This is a genomic window from Pigmentiphaga sp. MLSB6-MA01, from assembly GCF_058793475.1.
On record NZ_JBXAFV010000009.1, the window covers coordinates 161152 to 187733 of the forward strand.

Annotated in this window: 24 protein-coding genes and 1 riboswitch; of the genes, 17 read left to right on the forward strand and 7 right to left on the reverse strand. The window is 66.5% G+C overall.

Features of this window, described 5'->3' with window-relative positions; translation table 11 throughout:
• Positions 1 to 5 precede the first annotated feature (5 nt).
• From AC1Q6E_RS16320 to AC1Q6E_RS16330, 3 genes are read right to left on the reverse strand one after another with little or no spacing between them, the layout of a single operon-like run.
• Positions 6 to 977: a tripartite tricarboxylate transporter substrate-binding protein gene (locus AC1Q6E_RS16320; RefSeq protein WP_296555010.1), complete on the reverse strand. Its 972-nt coding sequence runs from the start codon at positions 975 to 977 to the stop codon at positions 6 to 8.
• A 28-nt stretch (positions 978 to 1005) separates the two neighbouring features.
• Positions 1006 to 1881, reverse strand: coding sequence for a polysaccharide deacetylase family protein (locus tag AC1Q6E_RS16325; RefSeq protein WP_296555012.1), 876 nt, complete (start codon positions 1879 to 1881; stop codon positions 1006 to 1008).
• Positions 1878 to 2753 carry a fumarylacetoacetate hydrolase family protein gene (locus AC1Q6E_RS16330; RefSeq protein WP_152800278.1) on the reverse strand — a complete coding sequence of 292 codons (876 nt, stop codon included), beginning with the start codon at positions 2751 to 2753 and terminating at the stop codon, positions 1878 to 1880. The genes AC1Q6E_RS16325 and AC1Q6E_RS16330 overlap by 4 nt, the downstream gene beginning before the upstream one ends.
• An 85-nt stretch (positions 2754 to 2838) precedes the next feature.
• Between AC1Q6E_RS16330 and AC1Q6E_RS16335 the strand changes: the two genes are divergently transcribed.
• Positions 2839 to 3504, forward strand: a complete 666-nt coding sequence (locus AC1Q6E_RS16335) for a GntR family transcriptional regulator (RefSeq protein ID WP_492573105.1) — start codon at positions 2839 to 2841, stop codon at positions 3502 to 3504.
• A gap of 60 nt (positions 3505 to 3564) precedes the next feature.
• Here the strand turns inward: AC1Q6E_RS16335 and ribB are convergent, their stop codons facing one another.
• Positions 3565 to 4230: a 3,4-dihydroxy-2-butanone-4-phosphate synthase gene (gene ribB / locus AC1Q6E_RS16340; protein ID WP_296555015.1), complete on the reverse strand. Its 666-nt coding sequence runs from the start codon at positions 4228 to 4230 to the stop codon at positions 3565 to 3567.
• A gap of 110 nt (positions 4231 to 4340) precedes the next feature.
• A riboswitch (FMN riboswitch) is annotated at positions 4341 to 4491 on the reverse strand.
• Between the two features lie 110 nt (positions 4492 to 4601).
• Here ribB and AC1Q6E_RS16345 point away from each other — a divergent pair.
• Positions 4602 to 5840 (forward strand): MFS transporter, encoded by a 1239-nt coding sequence (locus AC1Q6E_RS16345; protein WP_152800276.1) that lies wholly within the window; start codon positions 4602 to 4604, stop codon positions 5838 to 5840.
• A 148-nt stretch (positions 5841 to 5988) separates the two neighbouring features.
• Here AC1Q6E_RS16345 and AC1Q6E_RS16350 read toward each other — a convergent pair whose 3' ends face one another.
• The 3 genes from AC1Q6E_RS16350 to AC1Q6E_RS16360 all read right to left on the reverse strand — a co-directional run bounded on the left by AC1Q6E_RS16350 (position 5989) and on the right by AC1Q6E_RS16360 (position 10687).
• Positions 5989 to 6567: a MarR family winged helix-turn-helix transcriptional regulator gene (locus AC1Q6E_RS16350; RefSeq protein ID WP_296555018.1), complete on the reverse strand. Its 579-nt coding sequence runs from the start codon at positions 6565 to 6567 to the stop codon at positions 5989 to 5991.
• A gap of 32 nt (positions 6568 to 6599) precedes the next feature.
• Complete coding sequence (locus tag AC1Q6E_RS16355) at positions 6600 to 8885, reverse strand: beta strand repeat-containing protein (protein ID WP_492573106.1); 2286 nt, start codon at positions 8883 to 8885, stop codon at positions 6600 to 6602.
• Between the two features lie 278 nt (positions 8886 to 9163).
• Positions 9164 to 10687: a ShlB/FhaC/HecB family hemolysin secretion/activation protein gene (locus AC1Q6E_RS16360; protein WP_492573107.1), complete on the reverse strand. Its 1524-nt coding sequence runs from the start codon at positions 10685 to 10687 to the stop codon at positions 9164 to 9166.
• Between the two features lie 536 nt (positions 10688 to 11223).
• Between AC1Q6E_RS16360 and AC1Q6E_RS16365 the strand changes: the two genes are divergently transcribed.
• The 15 genes from AC1Q6E_RS16365 (at position 11224) to AC1Q6E_RS16435 (ending at position 26537) form a co-directional block, all read left to right on the forward strand.
• On the forward strand, positions 11224 to 12021 hold the full coding sequence (locus AC1Q6E_RS16365) for an MHYT domain-containing protein (protein WP_152800273.1): 798 nt from the start codon (positions 11224 to 11226) through the stop codon (positions 12019 to 12021).
• Positions 12022 to 12157: 136 nt separating this feature from the next.
• Positions 12158 to 12337 carry a Flp family type IVb pilin gene (locus AC1Q6E_RS16370; protein ID WP_152800272.1) on the forward strand — a complete coding sequence of 60 codons (180 nt, stop codon included), beginning with the start codon at positions 12158 to 12160 and terminating at the stop codon, positions 12335 to 12337.
• Positions 12338 to 12394: 57 nt separating this feature from the next.
• Entirely contained in the window at positions 12395 to 12940 is a 546-nt protein-coding gene (locus AC1Q6E_RS16375) for an A24 family peptidase (RefSeq protein ID WP_296555022.1), read from the forward strand.
• Positions 12941 to 12958: 18 nt separating this feature from the next.
• Positions 12959 to 13591, forward strand: a complete 633-nt coding sequence (locus AC1Q6E_RS16380; RefSeq protein WP_152800270.1) for a TadE family protein — start codon at positions 12959 to 12961, stop codon at positions 13589 to 13591.
• Positions 13588 to 14118 carry a TadE/TadG family type IV pilus assembly protein gene (locus AC1Q6E_RS16385; protein ID WP_296555024.1) on the forward strand — a complete coding sequence of 177 codons (531 nt, stop codon included), beginning with the start codon at positions 13588 to 13590 and terminating at the stop codon, positions 14116 to 14118. The genes AC1Q6E_RS16380 and AC1Q6E_RS16385 overlap by 4 nt, the downstream gene beginning before the upstream one ends.
• A 48-nt stretch (positions 14119 to 14166) precedes the next feature.
• Positions 14167 to 15129: a Flp pilus assembly protein CpaB gene (gene cpaB / locus AC1Q6E_RS16390; protein WP_296555025.1), complete on the forward strand. Its 963-nt coding sequence runs from the start codon at positions 14167 to 14169 to the stop codon at positions 15127 to 15129.
• Between the two features lie 14 nt (positions 15130 to 15143).
• Positions 15144 to 16463, forward strand: a complete 1320-nt coding sequence (locus tag AC1Q6E_RS16395; protein WP_152800267.1) for a type II and III secretion system protein family protein — start codon at positions 15144 to 15146, stop codon at positions 16461 to 16463.
• Between the two features lie 33 nt (positions 16464 to 16496).
• Positions 16497 to 17780 carry a pilus assembly protein CpaE gene (locus tag AC1Q6E_RS16400; protein ID WP_152800266.1) on the forward strand — a complete coding sequence of 428 codons (1284 nt, stop codon included), beginning with the start codon at positions 16497 to 16499 and terminating at the stop codon, positions 17778 to 17780.
• A gap of 43 nt (positions 17781 to 17823) precedes the next feature.
• The gene (locus tag AC1Q6E_RS16405; RefSeq protein ID WP_492573108.1) at positions 17824 to 19179 is read left to right on the forward strand and encodes a TadA family conjugal transfer-associated ATPase; all 1356 of its coding nucleotides are present in this window, start codon (positions 17824 to 17826) and stop codon (positions 19177 to 19179) included.
• The gene (locus AC1Q6E_RS16410) at positions 19179 to 20117 is read left to right on the forward strand and encodes a type II secretion system F family protein (protein WP_152800264.1); all 939 of its coding nucleotides are present in this window, start codon (positions 19179 to 19181) and stop codon (positions 20115 to 20117) included. The genes AC1Q6E_RS16405 and AC1Q6E_RS16410 overlap by 1 nt, the downstream gene beginning before the upstream one ends.
• 4 nt (positions 20118 to 20121) lie before the next feature.
• Entirely contained in the window at positions 20122 to 21090 is a 969-nt protein-coding gene (locus AC1Q6E_RS16415; RefSeq protein ID WP_152800263.1) for a type II secretion system F family protein, read from the forward strand.
• Position 21091: 1 nt separating this feature from the next.
• Positions 21092 to 22120 (forward strand): tetratricopeptide repeat protein, encoded by a 1029-nt coding sequence (locus AC1Q6E_RS16420; protein WP_296555028.1) that lies wholly within the window; start codon positions 21092 to 21094, stop codon positions 22118 to 22120.
• A 66-nt stretch (positions 22121 to 22186) separates the two neighbouring features.
• The gene (locus AC1Q6E_RS16425) at positions 22187 to 22981 is read left to right on the forward strand and encodes a DUF3613 domain-containing protein (RefSeq protein ID WP_492573109.1); all 795 of its coding nucleotides are present in this window, start codon (positions 22187 to 22189) and stop codon (positions 22979 to 22981) included.
• Between the two features lie 10 nt (positions 22982 to 22991).
• The gene (locus AC1Q6E_RS16430; RefSeq protein ID WP_296555030.1) at positions 22992 to 25139 is read left to right on the forward strand and encodes a TadG family pilus assembly protein; all 2148 of its coding nucleotides are present in this window, start codon (positions 22992 to 22994) and stop codon (positions 25137 to 25139) included.
• 39 nt (positions 25140 to 25178) lie between these two features.
• Positions 25179 to 26537, forward strand: coding sequence for a sigma 54-interacting transcriptional regulator (locus tag AC1Q6E_RS16435; RefSeq protein ID WP_152800259.1), 1359 nt, complete (start codon positions 25179 to 25181; stop codon positions 26535 to 26537).
• The last annotated feature ends 45 nt before the right edge of the window (positions 26538 to 26582 follow it).

Consider the following 26582-nt stretch of genomic DNA (forward strand, 5'->3'; position numbering starts at 1 on the left):
GTTGGTCAGTTCACCTGGGCGCCGGTTTCCTTCACGACCTTGGCCCACTTGGCCAATTCGTCGTGCAGGTACTTCCTGGCTTCGGGCAGCGTGCCGCCCAACGGCTCGAATCCGGTGGCGGCCAGTTTCGCCTGGAAGTCGGGGTCGCGCTGGATGCGCGCGACTTCCTCATTCAGCCGCAGGAGCACCGCGTCGGGCGTCTTGGCAGGCGCGAACACGCCTACCCAGGTGACGTCCGCGAAGCCGGGGAAGCCGGACTCGGCCACGGTGGGCACGTCGGGCAGCGCCGCCGAGCGCTTGCTGCCGGTCACGACCAGGCCGCGCACCTTGCCGGCCTTGACCAGCTCCACCGCCGCCGGCAGGGCCACGCTGGCGAGCTGGGTCTGCCCGGCCGCGGCCGCGGTCAGGGCGGGACCCGCGCCCTGGTAGGGGATGTGGGTGACGGGCGTGCGGGCCAGCACCTTGAACAGGTACTCGGCGGTCAGGTGCGGCGTGGTGCCGGCTCCGGCCGTGCCGTAGTTGTAGTCGCCGGACTTCGCCGCGGCGATGACGTCCTGCAGCGTCTTGGCCTTCAGGTTCGGCGCGGTCACGATCAGGTTGGGGCTCGAGGCCACCAGCGCCGCCAGCGTCAGGTCCTTCTCGGCGTCGAAGCCGAGATTGCGCTGCATGGCCGGATTGACGGCATAGGAGCTGGTGTTGATCAGCAGGGTATAGCCGTCGGGATCGGCGCGCGCCACGGCCGCCGAGGCCACTGAGCCGCCGGCGCCCGGGCGGTTTTCCACCACGATGCTCTGCCCCAGGACTTCACCCAGTCGATGTCCCAGCAGGCGGGCGATGATGTCGGCCGGGCCGGCGGGCGCGAACGCGACGACGAAGCGGATGGGCTTGGCCGGCCAGGCGGCTTCGGCCAGCGCCAGGGTGGGGGATGCCAGGCCGCAGGCGGCCAGCGCGGCCGCGGCCATGCGTAGGGATGTCATGTTGTCTCCTCCTTGCGCGATGCGCTGTTCAGATCGTGTCGAGGACGTGGCGGGCCATCTCCTGCCGCGTGCAGATCCAGACGTCGCCGGCCTTGGCCACGCGGCCCATGATTTCGTCGTAGACCCAGGCACCCGAGGGGCGGCCCATGACGTGCGTGTGGGCGGTGACGTCCAGCATCAAGGGGGCGGTTTCGCGTTCCCTGAAGGCCGCGAAGCAGTCCTCGAAAGTCTCCAGCATGTGCCGCGGCCCCTGGCCGTAGCGGATGCAGGTGGGCAGGTCGTTGACGTCCATGGTGAGCGGAATGGCGACGATGCGGTGCTGGCCGAAGCCCATGACATAGGGCCGGTCGTCGTCGTTCATGTCGCCGTGGTGCAGATAGCCGGCCTCGGCCAGCAGCCGCGAACTGATGAGGCTGCCGGTGCCGCGCGGACTGATCCAGCCGGTGGGGGCGGTGCCGGCCGTGCTGGCCAGCAGCTCGTGGTTGCGGTGCAGGTTCGCGCGTTCGGCTGCCTCGTCCAGGTAGACCGGGATGACGTCCATGCCCCAGGAGTGGTTGACGATCTCGTGGCCCGATTCAGCGATGCGGCGCACGGTGGCGGGATCGCGTTCGCAGATGACGCCGTTGACCATGACGCTGGTCTTCACGCCGTGCTTCTCGGCGATGCCGATCAGGCGGTGGATGCCGCGGTTGACGCCGAACGAGGCCCATGAGTGCGCGTTGGTGTCGAAGTAGCCTGGTTTGAGCACGTTGCCCATGGGGCCGATGCCCGGCGCCTGGCCGTCCGACCAGGCCTCGAACGCGATGTTGAAGACCACGGCGATGCGTTTGCCGCCCGGCCAGCGGAAATCGTCGGGCAGGCGGGTGATGCGCGGGCTGTCCGCCTTGGCTGCGGTGTCGGTCATGCGTCGTCCTTGATGGTGTTGGCGAGGATGCCCAGGCCTTCGATCTCGATCTCGATGCGGTCGCCGGGTTGCATCCAGACCGGCGGCTTGCGCGCGTAGCCGACGCCGGCGGGGGTGCCCATCGCGATGACGTCGCCGGGCTCCAGCGTCAGCGCCTCGGTCAAGAGGCACAGGGTCTCGGCCACCGGGAACAGCATGTTGGAGGTGTTGTCGCTCTGCATGACGCGGCCGTTCAGGCGCGATTCGATCTTCAGGCCCGCGGCGCCGGGGGGCACGGCGTCGGCCGGGACCAGCCAGGGTCCGAAGGCGCCGGTGCCGTCGAAGTTCTTGCCTATGGTCCATTGCGCGGTGCGGCGCTGATAGTCGCGCAGGGTCGCGTCGTTGAAGCATGCGTAGCCCGCCACCGCCGACAGGGCGTCGTCCGGGGTGAGGTGCCGCGCGCGCCTGCCGATGACCACCGCCAGTTCGGCTTCGAAGTCCAGCTTGTCCGATGCCCGCGGACGCAGCAGCGGCGCGCCATGGGCGATGAGCGAGGTGGCGCCGCGCATGAAGAAGCTCGGGTACGAAGGCTTGGCGTTGCCGCCTTCGGCGGCATGGTCCGCATAGTTCAGGCCCAGGCAGATGATCTTGCCGGGTTGCGGTATGGGCGGCAGCAGACGGACTTCGGCCAACGGGACGCGTTTGGCGCCCGCCAGGGCGCGGTCGGCCGCTTCCCGCATGGCTTGCGGGCCTTGCGCGGCCAGCGCCGCCAGGGCTCCGGGCATGAACGGATGGCCGGGATCCGCGATTTCGGCGACGCTGTTGTCCGCGACCACGCCGATGCGGACCGTGTCTTGGCCTGGGAGTATGAAAGAAACGAAAGGATGAGCCATTGTCGATAAAACTCCATATGGAGAAAAATATCGACAAAATTCTATCGAGCTAAAATAATGTCGGTAACCTGAGGAAAACCCCTGCATGCTAGATGCCGATATCGCTCCCAGCATGACCGTTCAGATCTACGAACGCCTGCGCGCCGATCTGCTCGACGGTCTGTGGCCCCCTGGGCAGAAGCTGCTGATGCATCGCCTGAGGCAGCACTACGCCATAGGCGCGAGTCCCTTGCGGGAGGCGCTCAGCCGCCTCGTGGCCGAGGGCCTGGCCGTCCACAACGACCAGCGGGGATTCGCGGCCGCGGCGGTGTCGGCGGACGAACTGGAGGACATCCTGCGCAACCGCGTGGCGCTGGAATCGCTGGCGCTGGAGCAGGGGCTGGCCAGGCGCGGCCCGCAATGGGAGGAAGCGCTGCTGATCGCCTTCCACCGTCTGTCGCGCACGCCGCGCTCGGTGGACGAGGACAGCTATGAAGAAAATCCGGTCTGGGAACGGCAGCATCGCGCGTTTCACCTCGCGCTGTTGTCCGCCTGCGAATCGCCGACCCTGATGGGGTTCTGCGAGCAGCTCTATGACCGCGCCTACCGGTATCGGCAACTGGCGGCGCGCAAGGCCTACAAGCGGCGCAACGAACTGGATGAGCACCGGGCCATTTTCGAGGCCGTGATGGCGGGAGACCTGGAGTCGGCCAAGGGGCTGCTGGCCCGGCACTACGAGCGGACCGCCACGTTGTCGGGCCAGCAGGGGTAGGGGACTGGCGGCGGGTCCGGCCTGCCAGATGCCCTCGCACCAGGGGGCGGGGGCATGGCCTCAGGCCGCGATGGCTTCCTCGGCCGGCAGGTCGGCGCGCGAGCGCCAGGCGACGATGTCCTCGATCGTCAACAGCGGCCAGCCGTGCTCGCGGGCATAGGCCAGCGCCGCGTCGCCGCGCATCATGCTGCCGTCTTCGTGCATCAGCTCGCACAGCAGCGCGGCGGGCGCGAGGCCGGCCAGCGCCGCCAGGTCCACCGATCCCTCGGTATGGCCGCGGCGGCCCAGCACGCCGCGCGGGTCGGCGCGCAGCGGGAACATGTGGCCGGGGCTGACCAGGGCCGCGGGGTCGCCCGTCAGCGCGGCGCGCACCGTGGTGATCCGGTCCGCCGCCGATACGCCCGTACTGACGCCGTCGCGGGCTTCGATGCTGACCGTGAAGGCGGTGCCGTTGCGGCTGTGGTTGCGCGAAGTCATCTGCGGCAATCCGAGCGCTTCCACGCTGTCAGGCGTCAGGCACAGGCAGACGATGCCGCTGCAATCGCGGATCATGCGCGCCATGATGGGTTCGGTGATGGATTCGGCGGCGATGATGAGGTCCGCTTCGTTCTCGCGATCCTCGTCGTCCAGCAGCACGACAGGCTGGCCGAGCTTTAGCGCGGCCAGGGCCGCGAGCAGCCGCTGTTCGGCGGTGGTGGCTTCGAAGTACTGTTGCAGGGACTGCATGAAAACGCTCCGTAGGAAACAGGAAGCGTTCAGGGCATGGCGCTCGCGCGAGCGCCGTAGGAGCGCGCCGCCCGTGGCCGCGCGGACGCAGGCCGGTACATGGCGCGTGTTCCCGTCTTCTTTCATCCGGACTATGACCGTCGGCTCCGGCATCGAACCGGATCTGCTGACCTTGCCGGGAAACCGGCAAGCGCTCGCGGGCTCGGCGCCCGAGGGCACCCTACCGCCGGTGGGGATTTCCACCCCGCCCTGAAGACGCACCGCCCAGACAGGCGGCGAGGCTATCGTAGCAGAAGTGGCGCGCCGGCCTGCCGGAACGCCCTCACGCCGCCTCGGGTATTCTTGCCGTTCGAGGAGACCGGTCTTTGCCCATGCACAGCGATAACGATACGCGGCCGCCCCAGATTGGCGGACGGCAGTCCTTGTTGATCTTCGCCTGTTTCGCCGCAGCCTATTTCTTTTCCTACGGACTGCGCTCGGTCAATGCCGCGCTGGCGCCTTTCATCACGCAGGACCTGTCGCTCGGCAAGGCGCAGCTCGGCTGGCTGTCGTCGGCGTTCTTCGTTTCCCTGGCGGCCATGCAGGCGCCGCTGGGCGTCTGGCTGGACCGGTACGGCGCGCGGCGGGTGGAGGCCTGTTTGCTGGCGGTCGCCGCCCTGGGGTCTTTCGTCATGGTCTGGGCCGGCAGCTTCGCGGTCACGTCGGTAGGGCGCATTCTCATCGGTGCCGGTGTGGCGGCCAGCCTGATGGCGCCGTTCTCGTATTTCCGGCGCTGCTATCCGGTCGAGCGGCAGGCGCAACTGGGATTGTGGCTGCTGGTCGCCGGAACCGGCGGCGCCGTGTTCTTCACCTCGCCGGCGGCCGCGCTGGCGGGGCATTTCGGTTGGCGCAGCGTGCACTTGTTGTCGGGGCTGTCGCTGGCGGTGGTTGCCGTCCTGCTCTGGCGCGTCGTCCCTGATCACGACGTGAGCGTGCTGGGCACGGGCCGCCCCGGCGCATCGCCGGTTTCGCTGTGGGGGCTGCTCAGGCATCCGGAAATCCTGCGCGTGATGCCGCTGTCGGCCATCGGGCAGGGCGGCATCATCGCCTTGCAGACGCTGTGGGCCGGCCCGTGGATGACGGATGTGCTGGGCATGAGCCCCGCTGGCAGCGCTTCGATGCTGCTGGCCATGATGGTGGTGATGACGCTGGGCTATGTGGCGATGGGTTTCGCCAGTCCGCCGTTGCAGCGGCGCTTCGGCCTGCTGAACGTCGCGTTGGCGGGCTACCTGTGCTGCTTCGTCGTGATCTTCCTGCTGGCCTTCGTCGGCGGACCGCTGGCCTGGCTGCTCTGGCTGGTGATGGCGGCGGGCGTGGCCCCCATCATGCTGATGCAACCCTATCTGTCGACGCAGTTTCCCCGCGAGGCGGCGGGGCGGCTCGTGACGCTCTACAACATGTTCGTGTTCGTCGGCGCGTTCGTCATCCAGTGGGGCATAGGCCTGGTCGTCGACGGACTGGCGCAGGCCGGCCTGGGCCGCGGTGCATCGTTCGCGGTGTCGTTCGCCGGCCTCGGGGTGTTGCAGATGGCGTCGTTGGGGTGGTTCGTCCGCGGCCGCAAGCGCGGCTGAGTGCCCTGGAGCGGCCCGGCGATAAATGGTACCCCCACGCTTGCCGCCGCGCGGCGCTGCCCCCCGGGGGCCTTTTTGCCTTGGGGCGGCCCGGCGATAAAAAAACCCGCTTGCGCGGGTAGATGGAGATGTTGATGAAGTCGGGAGATCAGCCTCGTCGTTTGTCGTCCGCGGCGTGGCGGCGTCCTTCCAGATGGGGGCCGTTACCGCCTTCTCCCAGCATGCCCAGGGCTTCGGTTTTCAGCGCATGCACGCATTGCGCGAGAAAACCGTGGACCGCGGACAATTGCTCGCGTTCGTAGCGGGCGCCGATGTGCGCGACATCTTCGGCCACGGCGCGCATATGGCGTTCGATTTCCGCGCACTTTTCGCGCACCGGCCGGATGACGACGATGCGCCGGTCCAACGGATGTTTGTCGCGGATCACGAAGCCGGTGGCCTCCAGTCTGTCGATCACCGCAGTCGTTCCGCCAGAGCTGATGCCGGCCAGGCAGGCCAACTGGCCGGTCGTGATGGGCTCGAACTCGATGACGAGTTCGAGCGCCTTCACGTCGACCATGCCCAGCCCGAGTCGTTCGGCCAATGCTGTCTGGTATAGCGAGGTGTAGACCGTCAGGCGGCGGCCGAGCATCGTGACGATGCCGTTGAGCATCTCCTGGCTGTCGCTGTCCGTCTCTTCGGGTTCCCGGGGTATCGATCCGTGGACCGAATGGCTCGAGGAACTCATTACGTTCTCCCAGTGAAGCATGGCCTCTCCTTTCAATGCTTGCCCAAGCCGCCAAGCAACCCGCCCAGCAGCCCGGTAACCGGGTTCAGCAGGCCGCCATTGCCTTCGCCACCTCCCGTACCGCCGCCCAGGCCGGTACCCTGTCCGACGCCGGCGGTCAGGCTGTTGACGGCGCCGGTCAGGTTGGTCAGGACGTTGCCGACGGGATTGGTGTTCTCAGGCGTGGCATGCACCAGGCCACCCACGCTCGAGACGGTCTGGCCCAGGCCATTCACCAGGCCGCCGAGGCCCGTGCCGACCCCGGGCACGCTGCCGCCCAGGCCGGTACCGACGCCACTCAGGCTGCCGCCCAGCGAGGTCAGGAGACCGTTGACCGGTTCGCCCAGGCCCGTGGCCGCGCCCACCGTCTGGGTCGTGCCCGATACCAGGTTCGCCACCGGGGTGACGACCGGGTCGAGCGCCGTGCCGACGTTGCCCAGTGTCGTCTGGGCGTTGAGCGGCACGAGGTTGTCGACCGCGCTGCCGGTGTTGGCCAGGGAAGGATGGAGAATGGGTTTGGTGTCGCTGCCGATGCCGCCCAGGAGACCGCTGGTGATCGGAGCGAGGAGCCCGTTGCTGCCGCCCAGCAGGCCTTCGAGGTTGCCGGACAGGATGGGCTGCAGCAGGCCGCCGCCTTCGCCGCCCGTGCCGCCGGTCAGGCCGCCGAGCAGGCCGGTGACGGGAGCCAGGATGCCGCCTTCGCCGCCGGTGGCACCGTTCAGCAGGTTGGTGACGGGAGCCAGGAGACCGCCTTCGCCGCCGGTCACGCCGCCGAGCAGGCCGGTGACGGGGGCCAGGATGCCACCTTCGCCGCCGGTGGCGCCGTTCAGCAGGTTGGTGACGGGAGCCAGGAGACCGCCCTCGCCGCCGGTCACGCCGCCGAGCAGGCCGGTGACGGGAGCCAGGATGCCGCCTTCGCCGCCGGTAGCGCCGTTCAACAGATTGGTGACCGGCGCGAGCACGCCGCCATCACCGCCCGTGACGCCGCCAAGCAGGCCGGTGACGGGGGATAGCAGTCCGCCGCTGGCGGCCGACGGGGCCGCGGTCGCGCCTGCCTTGTCGACCAGTCCGCCTTCCACGCTCAGCCCCAGGCCGGCGGTCAGGCTGTCTACCGAGCCAGTCAGGTTGCTCAGCACGTTGCCGACCGGGTTCTTGTTGGCGTCGGAAGCGTGCAGCAGGCCGCCGGCGCTGGCGACCGTCGCCCCGAGTCCGGATACCAGTCCGCTCACGCCGGTGCCGGCGACGGGAAGGTTGCCGCCCAGGCTCGTACCCAGGTTGGAAACGGCGCCGCCTACCGAGACCAGGAGGTCGTTCATCGGTGCGCCGAGTCCGGTCTTGTCGCCCACCTGCTGGGTGAGCTGCGTGGCCGTCCCGACGATGGGGCTGACCGCCGGATCCAGGCCCGCGCCGACCTGGCCCAGCGTCTGGCCGAGCTTGAGGTCCACGAGATTGTCGACGGCATTGCCGGTGTTGGTCAGTGCCGGCTGCAGAACCGGGTTCTGGACGGTGCCGCCTTCACCCAGGCCGTTGAGCAGTTGCGCAACGGGGCTGAGCAGGCCGTCGTCGGAGGCCAGCGTGCCGGTCAGGGTGGAGACCGTGCCGGTCAGGTTGTTCAGCACATTGCCCAGCGGATTGGGATTGCTCTCGGATGCGTTCAGCAGGCCGCCTGCGCTGGCGACCGTATCGCCCAGGCCTGCGACCACGCCGCCCAGGCCCAGCTTGATGGGCAGGCCGGTGTCGTCCAGCGATTGACCCAGGTCCTTCACCGTGCCACCGACCGAGGTCAGCAGGTTGTCGACGGGAGCACCCAGGCCGGTGGCGGCGCCCACTTGCTGCGTGAGGCCCGTGACCGTGTTGCCCACCGGCGCGACCACGCCGTCGAGCTTGGTGCCGACGTTGTGCAGCGTACCGGCCAGTCCGGTATCCACGAGGTTGTCGACGGCTTGGCCGGTGTTGCCCAGCGCGGGTGCCAGCACGCCGGTGACAGGAGTGCCGCCCGGGTTGCCGGGATTGCCCGGGTCGCCAGGATTCCCGGGATTGCCAGGGTTACCGGGGTTGCCAGGATTTCCGGGGTTGCCAGGATTTCCGGGATTGCCAGGGTTGCCAGGGTTGTTGGGGTCGCCCGGATTATTGGGATTGTTGGGGTTGGTGGGGTCTGAGCCTCCTCCCAATCCGGAAGTGATCGCACCGGATCCGGAGCAACCGGCCAATGTCGAGAGTGCGAGCACCAACGCGGCGACCAGGACACGAGGGCCCGGCTTCGTTTGTTCTTTATGCATGATTGTTCCCCTTATCGCTGAAGCGGCGACACTGCCTGCTGCGCCTATTGAGCAAAAGCTGTGCCAATGTGCGGCGAGCGGTGCGCAGGAGAGCAGGAGGGGCACCCGGCAACACCCGGAAAACCTTGCAAACAGGGGATAAATCGAAAACTCAGGGAATTCGTGCGGCTGAGACGATGCGCTGAAATACCCTGGGATGCAGGGCGAAAAGACGGGGGAAGAGGGGTTTCGTTACGTAGCAGGGAACCCCCTGTTACGTAACGAAGACCGCGTGCGGATCAGTCGAACCGCAGCGAGTAGTTGGCGTTCAGGCGCAGCGGCCGGCTGCTGCTGTTGACCGGCTTGTCGCCGACGGGCTTGGCCAGGTTCACGTCGAATGCGTAGTGGCGCTGGTCGGTGACGCGCAGGCCCAGGGCCAGCGACGTGAGCGTGTCCGTCGCCAGTGTGAAGTTCTTGTTGTTCAGGCTGACGTGCGCGTAATCGGCCAGCACGTAGGGCGTCACGCTTTGCAGATAGGGCAGGCCAACCGTGAAGCGCCGGTTCACCTCGATCGAGGCGCCGTAGCCCTTGTCTCCGCCCAGTTCGCCGGCGGGATAGCCGCGACCGAAGCGCTGTCCGCCGAACGTGGCCTGTTCGGAGGTGGGCAAGGAGTCAGAGCTGTACTGGCCCAGCGCCGCCAGCGACAGGCCGAACTGGTAGGGCAGCGCCACGTTCTGGCTGGCCGCCAGCGTATAGCGAGTGAAGCCGAGGTCGTAGCTGCTGTTCGCGCTCTGTTCCGCGCCCAGTCCGTCCACGCCCTTGTAGATCGCCGCGGTGATGCGCCGCGATTGCTTGTCGGTGGCCTGGACATAGGCCAGCTCGCCGCGCAGTACCCGCAGGTGGTTGCTGAGCGTGACCTGGTTGCCTGTGATCCGGCTGCTGTAGGTGTCGTTATTGCGCGAGGCATAGAAGCCCGCCGTGCCCATCAGCGATTCCCGGTTGGCCAGCAGGAAGGGATAGCTCACACTGAGCCCGGCCCGCTGGTTGCGGACCCGGCGGTCGATGTTCTGAGCGTTCAGGCTGTCGTTCTCGGGATTGGCGGCATAGCTGTAGGCTTCCGCGCGCACGGTCATGCCGTCGTTGCCTACGGGCACGGACACATTGGCGGCGTAGTACTCCAGATGATCGCTGCCGCGCGGCACCGCCGTCGTGACCTGGATCTGTTCGGCCAGCGGCGTCAGGCTGTTGGCCGTCGCGGTCAGCATGGCATGGACGCCGGTGCCGAGGTTGCCGATGCCGGCATCCAGGCGGAAGGCCTTGTGCTCCATGTTCACGACCAGTTCCGTGGAGCCGTCGGCGCGTTTGGGCAGCGAGAGTTCGGGCTTGATCGTGGCGCCGGCCACCGTGGTCATCAGGTTCAGGTAGCGCTCCAGCGTGGCCCGGGTCAGGGGCCGCTCGGCCTCGATGCGCGCGGCATAGTCGCGGATCTTGGCGGCGGCATTGCCGGCATCGCCTTCGATGCGGGTGCTGCCCACATAACCCTCGACCACCGTCACCTTGACCAATCCGTCGCGGAAATCCTGTGACTGGATCAACGCGAACGACAGCGCGTAGCCGGCGTCGCGATAGAGCTGGGTAATGGCATCGGTGCGCTGGATCAGCTCGGCGACGGTGATCTCCTTGCCCGCCAGCGGTTCCAGCAACTCGACCACTTTCTGGAAATCGAGCGCGGTAACGCCCGAGACGTCGAACTGTTTCGGCACCAGGCGATGCGCCAGCAAAGCCTGGATCGCTTCATTCTGCGCGGGTACCGGTATGGACACCGACGGGGCCGGCGGCGGCGCCGGCACGGATACCGGCGGCAACGACTCCGCAGGGTTTCCCCGCAGTGGACTATCGGCCGCCTGCGCCGCTAATGCAGAGGTGGCTCCTGCGACGAGCAGGGCCAGACGAAGAGCGCGGAATTCGGGTTTTCCCGATGAAAACGAGGTCATTGGGGAATATGGGCCAAATAAACGTAAACGAGCGTCATCGCGCGCAGTGTGCCATACGAATACTGTCCTAGGGTGCGTCGGCCAGGGGTAGGGAAGGGTTTTGAGAGGATTTTTCGCAGTGGGACGTTTGTAGGACGTTACCGGAAGATACTAAAACTCTTTTAATCGATCGGTTTTCGGCTGAAAAAAATATTCGCAAGTTTGAGATTATCCGGCGATTAACCAGGATGCTAGGCCATCAAAGCGATTTCCTGGCTCTTGCCGTCATCGGATTAATAGAAACTCTTGAGAAAGCAGATATTGACAAGCTCGGAGCGATGCCTGTACGGTGTGCGTAACCGAGCGTTACATGATGAGAGCCTGCAATGCAGCCTGGAGATATTCTCCCTCTGAGGTTTGACGCCAGCTTGGTCGCGCTGTCCTTTGTGATTTCGGCATTGGGCGCGTATGTGGCGTTACTGGCTGCCAGTCGTATTCGAACGCTGGATGGCGGCGTGCACGTGGGATACGCCATCGTTGCCGGTGTCGCGCTCGGCGGCGTGGGTATATGGAGCATGCATTTCATCGGCATGCTCGCCCAGATCATTCCGTTGGGGGTGGCGTACGGGCTCTGGCTCAATCTGCTCAGTCTGCTGGTGGCGGTGTTATTCGCCGGCGCCGCGCTCTGGTACGTGGGCAGCGCCCGATTTTCCCTGGACCGCTGCCTGACGGCGGGCGTGCTGGCGGGATTCGGCGTGGCCGGCATGCACTACATCGGCATGAGCTCCATGCGCATGGATGCCTTCTTCGACTGGAATATCGGCCTGGTGCTGCTTTCCGTCGCGATCGCCATGGCCGCCGCCACCGCGGCCATCTGGCTGGCGTTCAACCTGACCAACGAACTGCAGCGCGTCTGTGCCGCCCTGGTCATGGCGTTGGCCGTCTGCGGCATGCATTACACGGGCGTCGCCGCCGGCATCATCATCTGTTCGACCCCCCGGACTTTCACCGGCTGGCAGCTGGACGGCAGCGTGCTGCCCTACGCCGTATTCCTGATTTCCATCGTGACTCTGGTCGTCATGCGCATCGAACTGCACCGCAGTTCCGAGGAAGTGCGGGCCAACGCCGCCAGCCGGGTCGACCACGTCATTTATTCACGCCAGCGGCCGGAAAATCGCAAATAACCGCCTGTAGAGATATTCGTTTTTCTGGCATTTTCTTTGAGGAGGTGTCATCGAAAATATAGGAATGCAGTCGTGGGTAAATCGGCTGATAATGCCGAGGTAAATGTTTCCTTTTTTTTCAGAGATGGAGATTAGAATGAATCAAGTGATGAAATTCCTGAAGGAAGACGATGGCGCCACCGCTATCGAGTATGGCTTGATCGCGGGCCTGATCGCCGTGGTGATCATTGGCGTGCTTACCCTGCTCGGTACCGGGCTCAGGGATATGTTTCAGAAAGTGGTCGACAAGCTGCCGACCACGCCTACGACCCCTTGATGGTGGCGGGTTGAAAGCTCACCCCGGGTCTATATGGCCCGGGGGAGCGGAAAATATATGGTTAATAGCAGCCAGGCTCTCGCGTTTCTCGTTTTCTGTACCTTGGTCATAGGCAGCGACCTGCTCTTTCGCCGTGTTTTCAATTGGCTGATTCTGGCGGGATTGTTGCTCAAACTGGGTTGGCTGGTCCTGGGCGGAACGGCGCAGGAAGGATTTACCAGCCAGTGGACGAGTGCCGGCATGGGGGTGCTGCTGGCGTTGCTCTTCCTCGTGCCGCTCTACGTATTCAGGGCGATGGGGGCGGGGGATGTGAAGTTTTTCGCGGTATTGGGTTTCTGGCTGGAGCCGACGCCTTTGCTCGTTGCCTGGCTGTTGGGCAGTGGAATGGCCGGTCTCCATGCCGTGGTTTCGATGGTTCACCGGAACCATCCGTTGGGCACCTGGGCGGCGCTGCAATTGGCGGGCGTGCAGGAAAGGATCAACAGTCCCGGCGTGGTGCAGAGGATGGCGTCCTGGGTGGCCGGGGTCCGGGCGGGCCGTGTCGGGATTCCCTATGCGGCCTATCTCGCCCTGGGGGCGATCTGGGCCTTGTATTCGACATAGATGGCGGAATTCGAGGAAATGGTGAAAAGCGCTGACATACGCACCGTGGCGAAGGATCGATGGCATGGCGCCACTTCGCAGCAAGGCGCCTATGCGACCGAGTTCGCCCTGATCTTCCCCATTTTTTTCCTGGTTTTCTATGGCGTGTTGAGCTTCGGCCTGATCTTCACGACCCAGCAATCGCTGACGCTGGCGGTCGAGGAAGGAGCTCGTGCGAGCCTGAGGTACTACCTTCCTTCCGCGGCGGGTTCCGGCTTCATGGCACAGATGCAGGGGCGTCTCGCACATGGCTGCGAAGTGGCGAAACTGCGCGCGGCCTGGTTGGGAGAGGTCGGAGGCGGAACCATCACGCCGACCTGCACCGCTTCGATCAAGGGGCCGTGCGTCAAGGCGGACGGCACCATGGATACGGCGTCGTCATGCACGACGACGCTGGGCGCGGCGTCCGCCGGCTCGTCGGTGGCCTGCGGCTATCGGCAGGAAGAGATGTGCTTTGCGACGCTGAACGTGAGCTACGCCTACAGCGCGAATCCGCTCGTGCCGTCGTTGCCCGGCACGTTTCTCGTCATTCCCGATGTGTTGAGCGCCACGGCCAGGGTGGCGCTGGATCCGGGCGCGCTGCAACTGGGTTCGTCCGGGGGGGGAGCATGAGCGCTGCCCTGTTCGAGGCCGTCCGCATGGGCCGAGCGCAGCGCGGTGTCGCGGCGCTCGAGTTCTCGCTGGTCTGCGTGCTGTTTCTCGTCATCCTGTTCGGGATCATCAGCTACGGCTGCATCTTCGTCGCCCAGCAATCGCTGTCGCGAGCGGCGGAGGAAGGCGCGCGCGTGGCCTTGCAGTCGACGCTGGCGGGATTGAAGGAGGGCGCATCGCTGCAGGCCGAGGCATGCGGCGCGGTGGCGCAGTCGGTCGACTGGCTGACCCGGCGCCGCGCGTCGATGGGGCAGGCGCCCGTGGCCTGCGAGCTCAGGGCGTCCCAGGCGTGTACCTATGCCGCGGGCCTGCGCTGCGCCTCGCTGGTCGTGACCTATATCGATTACCGGAAGTATCCGCTGATACCGGAACTGTTGCCGCTGGGCAATTGGCTGCAGTCCTTGTTCGGCGAAAACACGGCCTGGATCCCGCGGGACCTGTCGGCCGTGGCGACTGTGCAATTGGGACGGAATACGTCGGGCTCGTGACAGGACCCGGCGCGTGAAGATTTTTTCGAGTATCGAGGCGACAAGCTGATGAACAACGTAACCAAGATCGTCGCGGCCATGCTGGTGTTGCTGGCGGTGCTGCTGGGGGGCTATGCCTTCGTGCTGGCGACCAAGCCCGCTCCGGTCGCCAAGCCGGCGGCCGCACCTGCGCCATTGTCCGAGAACCGGATCCCGGTGGTCGTGGCGGACAAACTGCTTCCCGGCGGGGTGCCCATCGATACGGGCGCGCTCAAGGTCGTGGAGCTGCCCATCGATCCGGCCGGTGCCTATCGGGCAACCAGCGATCTCGCGGGCAAGATCCCCAAGTTCGATATCGGTCCCGGCACGCCGGTCACCGAAAGCATTCTGGTTAAGGGGCTCACGCTGCTGCTGAACGATGGCGAGCGGGCCGTGGCGGTGCCGGTCGACGAGGTCGTCGGCACGGGCAACCGCGTTTCGCCGGGGGATTTCGTGGACGTGTTCTTCACGCTCAGGCAAGGCCAGGACGTGACCAGGACGCAGGCGAGGTTGCTGCTGTCGCGTCTGCGCGTGCTGACATACGGCAGTGCGTCGGCCGCCGGCGATGCGCCGTCGGACGATGGGGCGACGGTGGTGCGGAGCAATAATCCGCCCCCGCCGGCCCGTACCGCGGTGCTGGCCGTGCCGACCGCCGACGTCAACCGCCTGTTGCTGGCCACGCAGAACGGCAAGCTGCAATTGGTGCTGCGCAATCCCACGGACGCGACCGCGCCCGATGCCAGCCTGTTCCCGGAACCGCCGCCGGTGCTGGCGGGCAAGAACGGATTGACCAAGGAGCAGCGCGAAGCGCTCGAACAGGCCGACAACCAGGCCTATGCCGGCCTGGAGTTGACCGGATTGTCGGGCGGCGCGGCCAAGCGGCCCGCGCCGGTGGTGCAGGCCCGTCCGCGGCAGCCCGCCGCCGCGCCCAAGGCCGAGGGCAATACGGTGGAAGTGGTGCGCGGCACCAAGCGTGAAGTCGTCGGGTTTTAACGGGTAGAACCTCAATGAAAATCAGCAATCAGGCTTTCGTGCGGCGTCTGGCACCCCTGGCCATGGCATTGACGCTGTCCTTCGCCGTGCCGGCCGGCGCGGCCGACGAAGGCGGTCCGCGCCAGATATCGGTGGCGGTGCGCGATCAATACCAGCTCAGCATTCCGGGCAACCTGGAGCGTGTGTCGGTAGTCGATCCCGATGTGGCCGACGTCGTGATCCAGAAGGGCAGCGGCAACCGCAAGGGCGGGGTGCTGGTGGTGGGCAAGAAGCCGGGCACCACCATGGTATCCGTCTGGCCGCGGGGCGCCGCGGCACCCCAGGCCTACCTGGTCCGCGTGACGGGCGACCTGGCCACCTTGCTGGGCGAGGGGGACGGCGCGAAGGCCCAGGTCTATGGGGAGGCAGCCGTGCTGAGCGGGCAGTCGCCATCGTTGCTCTCGCATCACCGCGCCGTCTCGGCGGCCAGCGACGCGGTGGGGGCGGAAAACGTATTCGACGCCTCCACCATCGAAACCGGTGGCGTGGTCCAGGTGGAAGTGAAAGTCGTGGAGTTCAGCAAGCAGGTGCTGAAAGAGGCCGGCTTCAATTTTTCCGCCTCCGACCGGCGCGGCAGTTTCAGCTTCGGCCTGGCCAGCGATCTGGCGCCGACCGGCAAGGCGTTCGACCTGACCATGGGGCTGAATCGCGGCAACTTCCTGCTCAATACCAATCTGCGCCTTCTGGAAACCAACGGCCTGGCGCGGGTGCTGGCCGAGCCTACGCTGGTCGCGTTGTCCGGCCAGAGCGCCAAGTTCCTGGCGGGGGGCGAGCTGCCGGTGCCGCAGGCCGGTGGCCTGGGTACCACCACGGTCATGTACAAGCCGTTCGGCATCGGACTGACGCTGACGCCCACGGTGCTGGCCAAGGACAGGATCGCGCTCAAGGTCGCTCCCGAGGCCAGCGACCTGGACTGGACCAACGGCATCACCCTCAACAATATCCAGATTCCGGCCATCATCACCCGCCGGGCCGATACCACGGTCGAACTCGGCGACGGCGAAAGCTTCGTCATCGGCGGACTGGTGTCGCGCTCGACCACCTCGAATCTGGACAAGCTGCCGTTCCTGGGCGATCTGCCCATCATCGGCTCCTTCTTCCGGAACATGAAATATTCCCAAAAGGAAAAGGAACTGCTGATCGTCGTGACGCCGCATCTGGTCAAGCCCTTGGCCAAGGGCGTCAAACCGCCCATGCCCGGGGCGAACGAGAAGCGTGACTCCGCGACCAACGCCTGGGGGCATTTCCTGCTGGGCATTGCGAGCAATGATGAACTGCCGGGCTTTTCCAAGTAGCCGGTTGGTGCCAAGTATTTGTAGGAGTCGTATATGAACGCCCCGAGCAAGGAGTTGGCGAGCCTGTTGGATACTCGTCGTTTCCTGTTCTTCACCGGCGATAGTTCATCGGCGCAGCGGTTGGCCGCGGTGCTGAGGCATGATGGCGTGGTTGTGCAGGAGGATGTGGTGCCGGACCGGCTGTCGGCGCGCCTGGCCGAGCTTGGGCCGCAGATGGTGTTGCTGGATTTCGGCGCCGACGACCACGAGCCCGGCAAGCTGCTGCATGCCAGCGACCTGGCGAAGACGCTGGCACGCGTCGCGCCCGCGTTGCCGGTGGTCGCCGTGGGCAGCATGACGCGGCCGCAGGGGGCCGTGGCCGCCCTGCGGGCCGGCGTGCGTGATTTCATCGATCCGGCGGACGAAAACGAGGTGCGGGATGTCGTCCGGCGCGTGTTGCAGTCCCATGCGGCAAGCGGTGTGCCGGGGCGCGGCCAGATGGTGGTGTTGCTGGGTGTGCGGGCGGGGCTGGGTACGACCACGCTGGCCGCGCACCTGACCACCATGGCGCAATTGCAGGGCGAAGGCGGGCACATCGCGGAAGGCCAGCCGTCCGGCAGCCTGCGCGGTCCCGCGGCGCTGTTGGATCTGGGCTTGCCCGCGGCCGACGGCCAGCTTTACTTGAACGTGTCCGGCAATTTCCATTTCGCCGAGGCGGTACGTAATCTGCGTCGTTTCGACGAGACCCTGGTCAATACCGCGCTCACGCGCAGCGCCAGCGGGGTGGCGGTGATCTCGCTGCCGCGCGACCTGGCCGAGATGCGCACGGTATCGCATGCGGATTCGCTGGGCCTTCTGGACCGGTTGCGGCAGCATTTTGGCCTGCTGGTGGCCGACGTGGGCGGATTTTCCAATGCGGATTTCGTCGCCAGCATGGTGCGGGCCGCCGACCAGACATGGATCGTGACCGACCAGTCGGTGGGGGCCTTGGTATCGCTGGCGGACGTCTTGCGAGACCTGGACGGGCGCGACGTGGATCGGGCCCGGATGCGGCTGGTGGTGAATCGCTATGACGAGCGCTATGGCATGACCGCCGATCAGATCGCCCAGCGCTTCGATGTGCAGTTGTTGGGCACGCTGCCCGATCGCGCGTTGGCACTGATGAACAGCACCAACCAGGGCCGGTTGCTGCACGAGGTGGCGGATCGGGACCCTTATGTCCGGGCGGCGCAGGCGTTGGTGGACTCGCTCGGGGCGTACGACCAGGCCATGCCGCCGGGAGCGAAATGGCTGTCGCGGTGGCTGCCCAATCTGCACAGGCATCTGGTGACGCGATGAAGAAAGACACGGATTTGAAGCGCGCAAACATGCAGCGGAGAGTGTGATCATGACGGCATCGATCGAGTTTGCCGACGATAGTCCGGCGTTTGCCAACACCCAGCGCTTCCAGGACGTCAAGGCCGCGGCGCACGAACACCTGCTGTCGCGTATCGAAGAACTGGGCGCGGAGTTCGGGCGCTGGTCCCGGACCGCGATCCAGCAGTTCGTCGACCTGGAGGTCGACAGTTTCGTGCGCCTGCGGCGGGTTCCCATCAACGAAGCCGAACTCCGGCAGGTCGCGGCCTCGCTGACGAAGGAACTCGCCGGACTGGGGCCGCTGGAAGACCTGCTGGCCGATGCGGCCGTCGAGGATATCCTGATCAACGGCCACGACAATGTGTTCGTGTCGCGACGCGGGGTGTTGCAAAGGGAAGTCCTGCGCTTCAGCGACAACCAGCACCTGCTGCGTATCGTGCGCCGCATCCTCGCGCCGCTGGGCCGGCGGCTGGATGAGTCCAGCCCCATGGTGGACGCGCGCTTGCCGGATGGCGGCCGCCTGAACGTGGTCATCGAGCCGCTGGCGGTGGACGGGCCCATGGTGTCCATCCGGAAATTCCGCCAGGATCCGCTCAAGCCGGCCGACCTGCTGGCGCTGGGCACCTTCAACGAGGAAATCCACCGCCTGCTGAGCCTGGCGGTGCGGGAACGCTGCAACATCCTGGTCTCGGGCGGGACGAGTTCCGGCAAGACCTCGCTGCTCAATGCGCTGGCGTTCTTCGTTCCCGAGACCGAGCGCGTGGTCACGGTCGAGGATACGGCTGAACTGTCGCTGAACCACCCCCATGTGGTCAGGCTGGAATCCCGCCAGGGCGGCTTCGATGGCGCGGGCCACATCAGCATCCGCGATCTGATACGCAACAGCCTCCGGATGCGGCCGGACCGCGTGGTCGTCGGCGAAGTCCGGGGGCCCGAGGTCATGGACATGCTGCAGGCCATGAATACCGGCCACGAAGGGTCGATGGCGACCATACACGCGAACTCCCCGCGCGAATGCCTGTACCGGATGGAGATGCTGGCGGGGTTCGCTGGCTTCCAGGGCAGCGAGGACAGCCTGCGCCGACAGATCGCCAGCGCGCTGGACTTCATCGTGCAGATCGCCCGCCTGTCCAACGGCCGCCGGCGCATCGTGTCGATCTCGGAAGTCACCGGCATGGGTGACAACGTGATCTCGACGCAGGAACTCTATCGCCACGAGAGTTTCGTCGGCCCCGATGGCGAAGAGAAAGACCGCTGGGTGTCGCTTGGCATCCATCCGCACACGCCCAAGCTGGCCAAGTACCGTGACCAACTGCGCGTGACGATGGCCCCGGAGCCGCCCCAGGGCGGCGGGGGCGGTTTCTGGTCCAGGGGGCGATGATGTCGGCCCTGCTTCTTTCGGTCTTGTGCATCGCGCTGCTGCTGGTGGCGGCGGGACTGTGGCTGTGGCAGAGCGCGAGCGAGCGGGGACGCCGGCAGGCGACCAGCGCCTTCGTCGAGGAACAGCTCAGCCGGTCCTTCGACCCCACCCGCGCGGTGGTGGCCGCGGCCCAGCAGCTCTACCCGCCCGTGCGCCCTCGGGGCGTGCGCGGGCGATTCCAGAACATGCTGCTTCGTGCCGGCGTCGAGCCCGGCCCCGCTTTCTACGGCCCCTGGCTCGCGGCGCTGGTGGCCATGCCTGTATTGGCCCTGCTGTTCAGCGGTGGTCTGGCTGCGATGGTGATGCTCGTCCTGGTGGTGCTGGCGGTCCTGTTCCAGCTCTGGTGGCGGGCGGACAAGCGCCGGCAGAAAATGGTGCGGCAGTTGCCGGGTTTCATCGATGCCCTGGTGCGGCTCATCACCATCGGCAACAGCCTGGGATCGGCTTTCCAGACCGCGGTTTCCTCGGTCGATGCGCCCTTGTTCGAGGTGCTCGAGCGGGCCAATCAATTGAACCGGGCGGGCATGGAGCTGGATGCTTCACTGGTGCATGCCGCCAGGCTCTATCGTTCCTATGAACTGGAACTGGTCGCCGCCGTGATCGGCGTGGCACTGCGTTTCGGTGGCCGCAGCGATGTGGTGCTGGAACGCATGGCGTCTTTCATGCGCGACTTGCAGCAAGCGCGAGAGGAGTTGCACGCGCTCTCCGCCGAAGTCCGGTTGTCGGCCTGGATCCTGGGGCTGCTGCCGATTTTCGTCGCCGGGTTCATCGTCATCTTCAACAACGCCATGTTCGTGGGCATGTGGACCGACCCGGTTGGCCAGAAGATGCTGATGGGCGCTTTCGCTCTGCAACTGGTCGGCTCTTTCTGGCTGTACCGCATGGCCAAATCGGTTTGAAGCTATGTCTACACAATTATTGACCGTTGCTTCCCTGGTTCTGTTCGCCGCCGCCGCGTTGCTGGTGGGCGTGGCGGTCTTGATCCGCGGCTCGCGGCAGAGTCGAAGCCGCCTGGTCGTGGACAGCGCCATCACCGCGCGGACCAATCCCGTGCTGGAGGACGCCCTTGCCAATGTGGCGTCGCCTGTCCGGCGAGGCCGGGTGAGCGCCATGTTCGATGGCGCGGCGCAATTGGGCGAGAAATGGGAACGGGGGCGGCTGGGCAACTATCTGCTCGAGGCCGAGGACCGGCAGTTGATCGATCGCTGCGGCTTCGGCGACCAGGGACGGGCGCGCTCGCTGTTCATCTTCGCGCGTGTCGTGCTGGCCATCGTCGTGCCTGTCCTGGCTTGGACGCTCGGCGGCGGCGGTGCATTCGGCACGATGCTTTCCCTGTTCCTGGGGTTCGCGCTCGGCTACATGGTGCCAAAGTGGGCGCTTCGCCGGGTGGCCGCTTCGCGTGGCCGCAGGGCCAAGGAAGAACTGCCGTTGTTGATCGATTTGCTGCGCTTGCTGCAAGGCGTGGGCTTGTCGATCGACCAGAGCCTGCATGTGATCGTCACCGAGTTCCGCATGGTGTTGCCGGTACTGGCAGTCGAACTGGAGATCGCCGTCAACCAGCATGCCCGGGGCCTGTCCCGCGAGCAGTCGTTGCAGCGGTTGGCCACCGGCTTCGGCAACGAGGATCTGGCGGCCGTGGCGCGGCTGATCGTCCAGGTGGATCGGCACGGCGGCGCGGTCCAGGAGCCCCTCAAGCAGTTTTCCGAGCGTGTGCGCGAGCAGCGGCGGATGGAGTTGAAGGAGCGCGTCGGCAAGCTGACGGTCAAGATGACCGGCGTGATGGTGCTGACGCTGCTGCCCGCCCTCATCATCGTTACGGGTGGGGCGGGTTTCCTGGCCGTTTTCCGCGGTCTGGCGAGAATGGGAGGCTGATATGACCGGGTCGATTCATTGCCCGGCGCGCGTGGCCGGGTTGCTCGGGGTTGCGCTGCTGGCGGCGGGGTGCAGTTCCACCGCGCCCTCGGGCTACGGCGTGTCGGCGCCCAAGTTCAACGATGAAGCCATGATGCGCCAACAGGTCGCGAACGACGAACCCACGGTGGACAGCCGTGGCATGTATCTGTCGCTGATCAAGGAGATGCAGGCCAAGGGGTTGTACTTCGCGTCGCTGGCCCACATCGATGCGTTCGAGCAGCGCCACGGCGTCGCGCCGGACGTCGAGCTGCTGCGGGCCCATGCGCTGCGCGAGGCCGGGCAGTCCGAGGAAAGCGCGGTGGTCTATCGCCGCTTGCAGAAGACGGACGTCGGCGCGGCCGCATCGCAGGGATTGGGGCTGTTGGCGGGAGCGCGAGGCGATTTCGCCGCCGCGGTGGTGTCGCTGCGCGAGGCGGCACGCCTCGATCCCACCAACGCGCTGATCGTCAGCGACCTGGGCTATGCCTTGCTGCGCAATGGGGAGACCGCCGCCGCCCGTCTGCCCATGGCACAGGCCGCCGAACTGGCGCCGGAGAATTCCAGGATCCTGGCCAATCTGGCCCTGCTGCTGCTGGTGTCGGGCGATGCAGGGCGCGCGGGAACCGTCATGGACAAGGCGGGCCTCTCGCCCGATGCGCGCGCATCGGTGCGCAAGCTGGCCGACGATATCGTCCAGCGGGCGCACCGGTCGTCCCGCCCGGTCGCGGTGGTCAAGGCCGATCCCGCGCCGGCCACGGCTCAGGTTCCGCCGCCGGTGGCCAGCCCGTTCCCGGTCTCGTCGGTCGCGCCTGAAATGTCCCGGGTGCCGGCGGCGGAGCGGGCCCCGGCACCGCCGAGGGCTTCCCTGGTCCGGACCGCCACGCAGGATGCGGTGGCCGCGGACACCGCGCGCGAACCCGTGGTGCGGCCGGTCGCCGCCCCGATCCTGCAGCCGGTACGTGCCCCCATGCAGTCCATGATGGACCGGTTCAACTCGGCCATTCCCTGACGCCGGCCCGCCGATACGACCGGATCTTCTTCAACGATGACGAATACAAGTGGAATCAAGGCGATCATGAAATCTACCAGCCATTGCCCGCACGGACAGTTCGCTTCCCGGCGCGCCAGCCGCTATCTGGTATGGGCCGCGCTGCTGGCGGCGCCGATGGCGCAGGCCCAGAACAATACCCCGGTGACAGGCTCCATGCTGCAAGAGACGCCCGAGCAACGGGCGCGCATGGAACAGGCCGCGCGCCAGGCCCAGGCGGACGAGCAGGCCCGCCGCGCGGCGGCCGCGCAGCAGCAAGCCGCGCAGCAGCAAGCCGCACAGCAGCAAGCCGCACAGCAGCAAGCCGCACAGGCTCAACGCGAGGCACAGTTGCGCGCCGCCCAGCAAAGGGCCGCATCGACATCGGCGGCCCCGGCCGCCGCGCGGCCCGCTTCGTCGGTCGTACGGCAGGTGCCCGGGCCGAGCCAGGCGCCGGCTGCCGCGGCCCAGGCGGCGCCTGTGGCGCCCGTGGCGCGCCCCCAGGTGGTGCAAGCGCCTGAGCAACGCGTGACCACCGTGGTCACGCCGCAAGCGGCCGCGCCCGCCCAGCCCGCGCCGGCCGTCGTGGCGCCCGCCGCCACCGCGGCTGCGCCTCGGGCGACCCCCGTCGTGGATACGGCATCCGTTGCGCCGCAGGGCAAGAGCCGGCCCAACGGCGATGTGACGAGCGAAGTGCTGCGCATGCAGGCCGAAGGGCGCCAGGCTGGCCAGGCGCTGCCCATGCTGGGCGCGACCGCGTCCCCCAGCTGGAAGCGCTACATCGAAAGCTATTCGCATGCCATTCCCCAGTACTACGAGACGACCTCGCAGCCGAAGCAATAGGCAGGTTTTCATGACACCGCATCGCCGTATCTCCTCGTTCGTTTCCGTTTCCCGGGCGCCTCTGGCGCGTCAGCGGGGATCGGTGCTGATCGCGGCCGCGGCGGCGATGCTGGTATCGGTCACCCTGCTGGCTTCGGCGGACCTGGGCTATCTCTTCTACATGAAGCGGGAGCTCCAGAAGACCGCCGACCTGGCCGCGCTGGCGGGGGCCCAGCAACTGGAGCGCGACAGCTGCGTCGCCGCGGCGGCGGCCGCGCGCGGCAACGCCAACCTGAACCTGCAACGCTTCGCGCTGTCGATGGCATCGTCGCCCGCACCGGTGTGCGGCCGGTGGGATCCGAATCCGGACTCGTCCAAGAACACCGTGCAGACCATGGAGGCTCCTTCCGAGGCCTACAGCGGCGACGGTGGCAAGAAGTATTTCGGTACGCCCAAGTCCTCGGTCGGCTTCAATGCGATCAAGGTCGCGATCTCCCAGCAGGTCCCCATGGTGCTGCCGTTCCTGGGCAACCGCGCGCTTTATGCCGAAGCCATCGCCGTCCAGGAAGCGCCGGTCGCCTCCTTCTGGGTCGGCTCGAAGCTGGCGACCACGAACTCGCAGACCGCGCCGCTGTGCGTGCTGCTCCGGGTCGTGGGGGCGAACCTTTGCGAGGATCTCAGCATCGGGACCTATGCGGGGCTGGCTGGCGTGAAGATCACGCCCAGTGGGTTGCTCAAGCAACTGGGCATCCCGGTGGGCGCGGACCTGAGCGTGGGCGAGTTGAACAGCCTGCTGGCCGCCCGCAAGGTCGAACTCGGGCAGTTGCTGAACGCCATCGTCAGCCTGGCGAACCAGAACAGCCTCCTGGGCCTGAACGCCTCGCTGCTGAACTCGCTGACCGCCAAGCTGGGCGTCGATAAACTGTTGGTCCAACTGGGATCCAACAGCGTCGCGAATGGATTGTTCGCGATGATCCAGGCCCCCAGCGCCGGATCGGCGCTGAACGTGGACCTGGACGCGCTGGGCCTGTTGACCGCCGCGGTCGGCGTCGGCGTGTCCAATCATGCGGTGACCGTCAACCTCGGGCTGCCGGCGGCAGTCAGTTCCGCCGTCGGGCTCAAGACCAACGTGCGCGCCAGCATCATCGAGCCGCCGTCGGTCGGCATAGGCGGTCTGGGGACCAAGGCCTATACCGCCCAGATCCGCACCTTCGTCGACATCGCGACCGACGGCGGACTGGTCGGGGGGCTGCTGGGCCTGCTCGGCACGCAGATCAAGCTGCCCATCGTGCTGGACGTGGTCAGTTCACAGGGCACGCTCACGGGCATGAGCTGCACGGCGCCGGCCACGGCCACCATCAAGGTCGATTCGTCCATCGCCAAGCTGTGCATGGGCAAGATCAACGAGTCCACGCTGTGGTCCACGCATGACGTCTGCGCGACCGGCCTGCAGGACGAGACCTTCGTCAAGTTGCTGGGCATCAATCTGCTGCACGGGCAGGTCAAGCCCGACATCCTGGCACAGGACCCGGTCTACACCACCCTGAAGGTGGACGAGACCAAGACGGTGGGCAGGAACGACCTGCGCCTGGGCGACACCGTGCAGGACCTGATCAATCAACTGCTGGCCCTGCTGCTGGCCCAGTCCTCCGCGGGCGAGGGCGCCAAGCTCGAAGCCTTCCCGGCCGATACGGCCACGCAGGTGGCGGACAAGTACCTGAACCAATATGGCTACAACCCAAGCCTGATCGAACAGAAACTGCTCGGCGACGGCATCACCTGGCCCCGGCCATGCGGCCTGCTGGGCCTGGGAACCTGCCCCATGCCGACGCTCTGGCGCCAGACCGTCACGCCGCTGCTGGGGTCCTGCAACCAGGCCTGCATGCGGACCGAGCTGATCAAGTCCCTGCAGACGACCGCGACCAACGGCCTGCTGGGCGGCCTGCTCAACGCCGTGGGCGACCTGTTGGGAAGTTTGCTGGGAGGCGGGGGCGGCGGGCAGTCGCAGAACCTGCTGCAGGCCATCCTGAGTCCGCTGGTCGGCCTGCTCAAACCCCTTCTGAACGAGGTGGGCAAACTGCTGGCCGATCTGCTGGATGGCTTGGTGGGCATCAAGATCGGACAGACCGACGTGCATCTCATGTCATTGGAATGCGACAACGTCCGCCTCGTCTATTGAGCGCGGGCGGCAACGATGGAGGGCAACAGGCGTAGCGCCATGAAGACACGACCTTCACAAGATGATCTCGACGTTTACGTCTGGGAAGGCAAATCGGATATCGCCGACCGCGTCGCACGGGCGCTGGCCAATTTCGACATGGACGTGATCCGCGCGGACAACATCGCCGTGTCACGCGATGTCACGAGCGTGCGCATGTCGGTGGCGATCATTTCGGTAACGGTGATCGACCGGCCGAGTTTCAGCATCAGCGACTGGCAGGCCGGGCATGGCATGCCGGTGGTCTGGGTGGCGGCCGAGGCCCGCAACTGCGACCCGCGCACCTATCCGCCCGAGTATTCCAACGTCCTGACGGCCGATTTCACCGCCGCCGAACTGCGCACGCTGGTGTTCAAGGTGGCGGGAGTGGTGCGGGAGCAGGGCTCGCGCGCCAAGGCGGCCGAGCCGCTCATCGCCACCTCCGCCTGCATGCGGGTCTTTCTGTCGGAGGTGGAGGCTTTCGCCGACTGCGATTCGACGGTGCTGATCCGGGGCGAGACGGGGGTGGGCAAGGAGCGGGTGGCCAGGCTGCTGCACGAGGGCCATCGCAGCTACGGGAAAGGCCCCTTCGTGGCGGTGAACTGCGGCGCGATTCCCGATGGACTGTTCGAGTCCCATTTCTTCGGCCACGCCAAGGGTGCATTCACGGGTGCGACCTTCGCACACAAGGGATATTTCGAGCAGGCGCACGAGGGTACGCTTTTCCTGGACGAGATCGGCGACCTGCCGCTCTACCAGCAAGTCAAATTGTTGCGTGTCCTGGAACAGAGCAGCGTGACCCGGCTGGGCTCCACGGTCGAACTCCCGGTCGATTTCCGCCTGGTGGCCGCGACCAACCGCGACCTGCGTGAACTGGTGCGCCAGGAACTGTTCCGGGCCGACCTGTATTACCGCCTGGCGGTGATCGAACTACAGGTTCCGAACCTGGAAGAGCGCGGGGCCGTGGACAAGATCGCCATCTTCAAGGCTTTGCTGGGGCAGATCCTGCCCGAGCAGGAGGACGAGGTGCCGGATTGGCTGGCGGCCCTGGTCACGCGTACGCGCTTTCCGGGAAACGTGCGGGAACTGCGCAACGTGGCCGAGCGGGTGGGGGTGATGGTCAGGCAGTTCCGGGCCTGGGACAGGGAGCGGATCGGCCGCATTTTTGCCTCGCTGGCCGAAGGCGTGATACCGGCCAACGAGCGCAGCCCGCAGGAATTGGCCGAGCGCAACCGGATCGTCGGCGCGCTGGACGCCCACGGCTGGCGGCGCCAGGATACCGCCAGTTTCCTGGGAATCAGCCGCAAGGTGCTGTGGGAGAAGATGCGCAAGTACCAGATCGTCGGCCAGGACGCGGAAGTGGCGGGCGAATTGGACTGATTCCGGCAAAAAAGAGCTCAATAAAGAGCCCACGACGCCGTACTT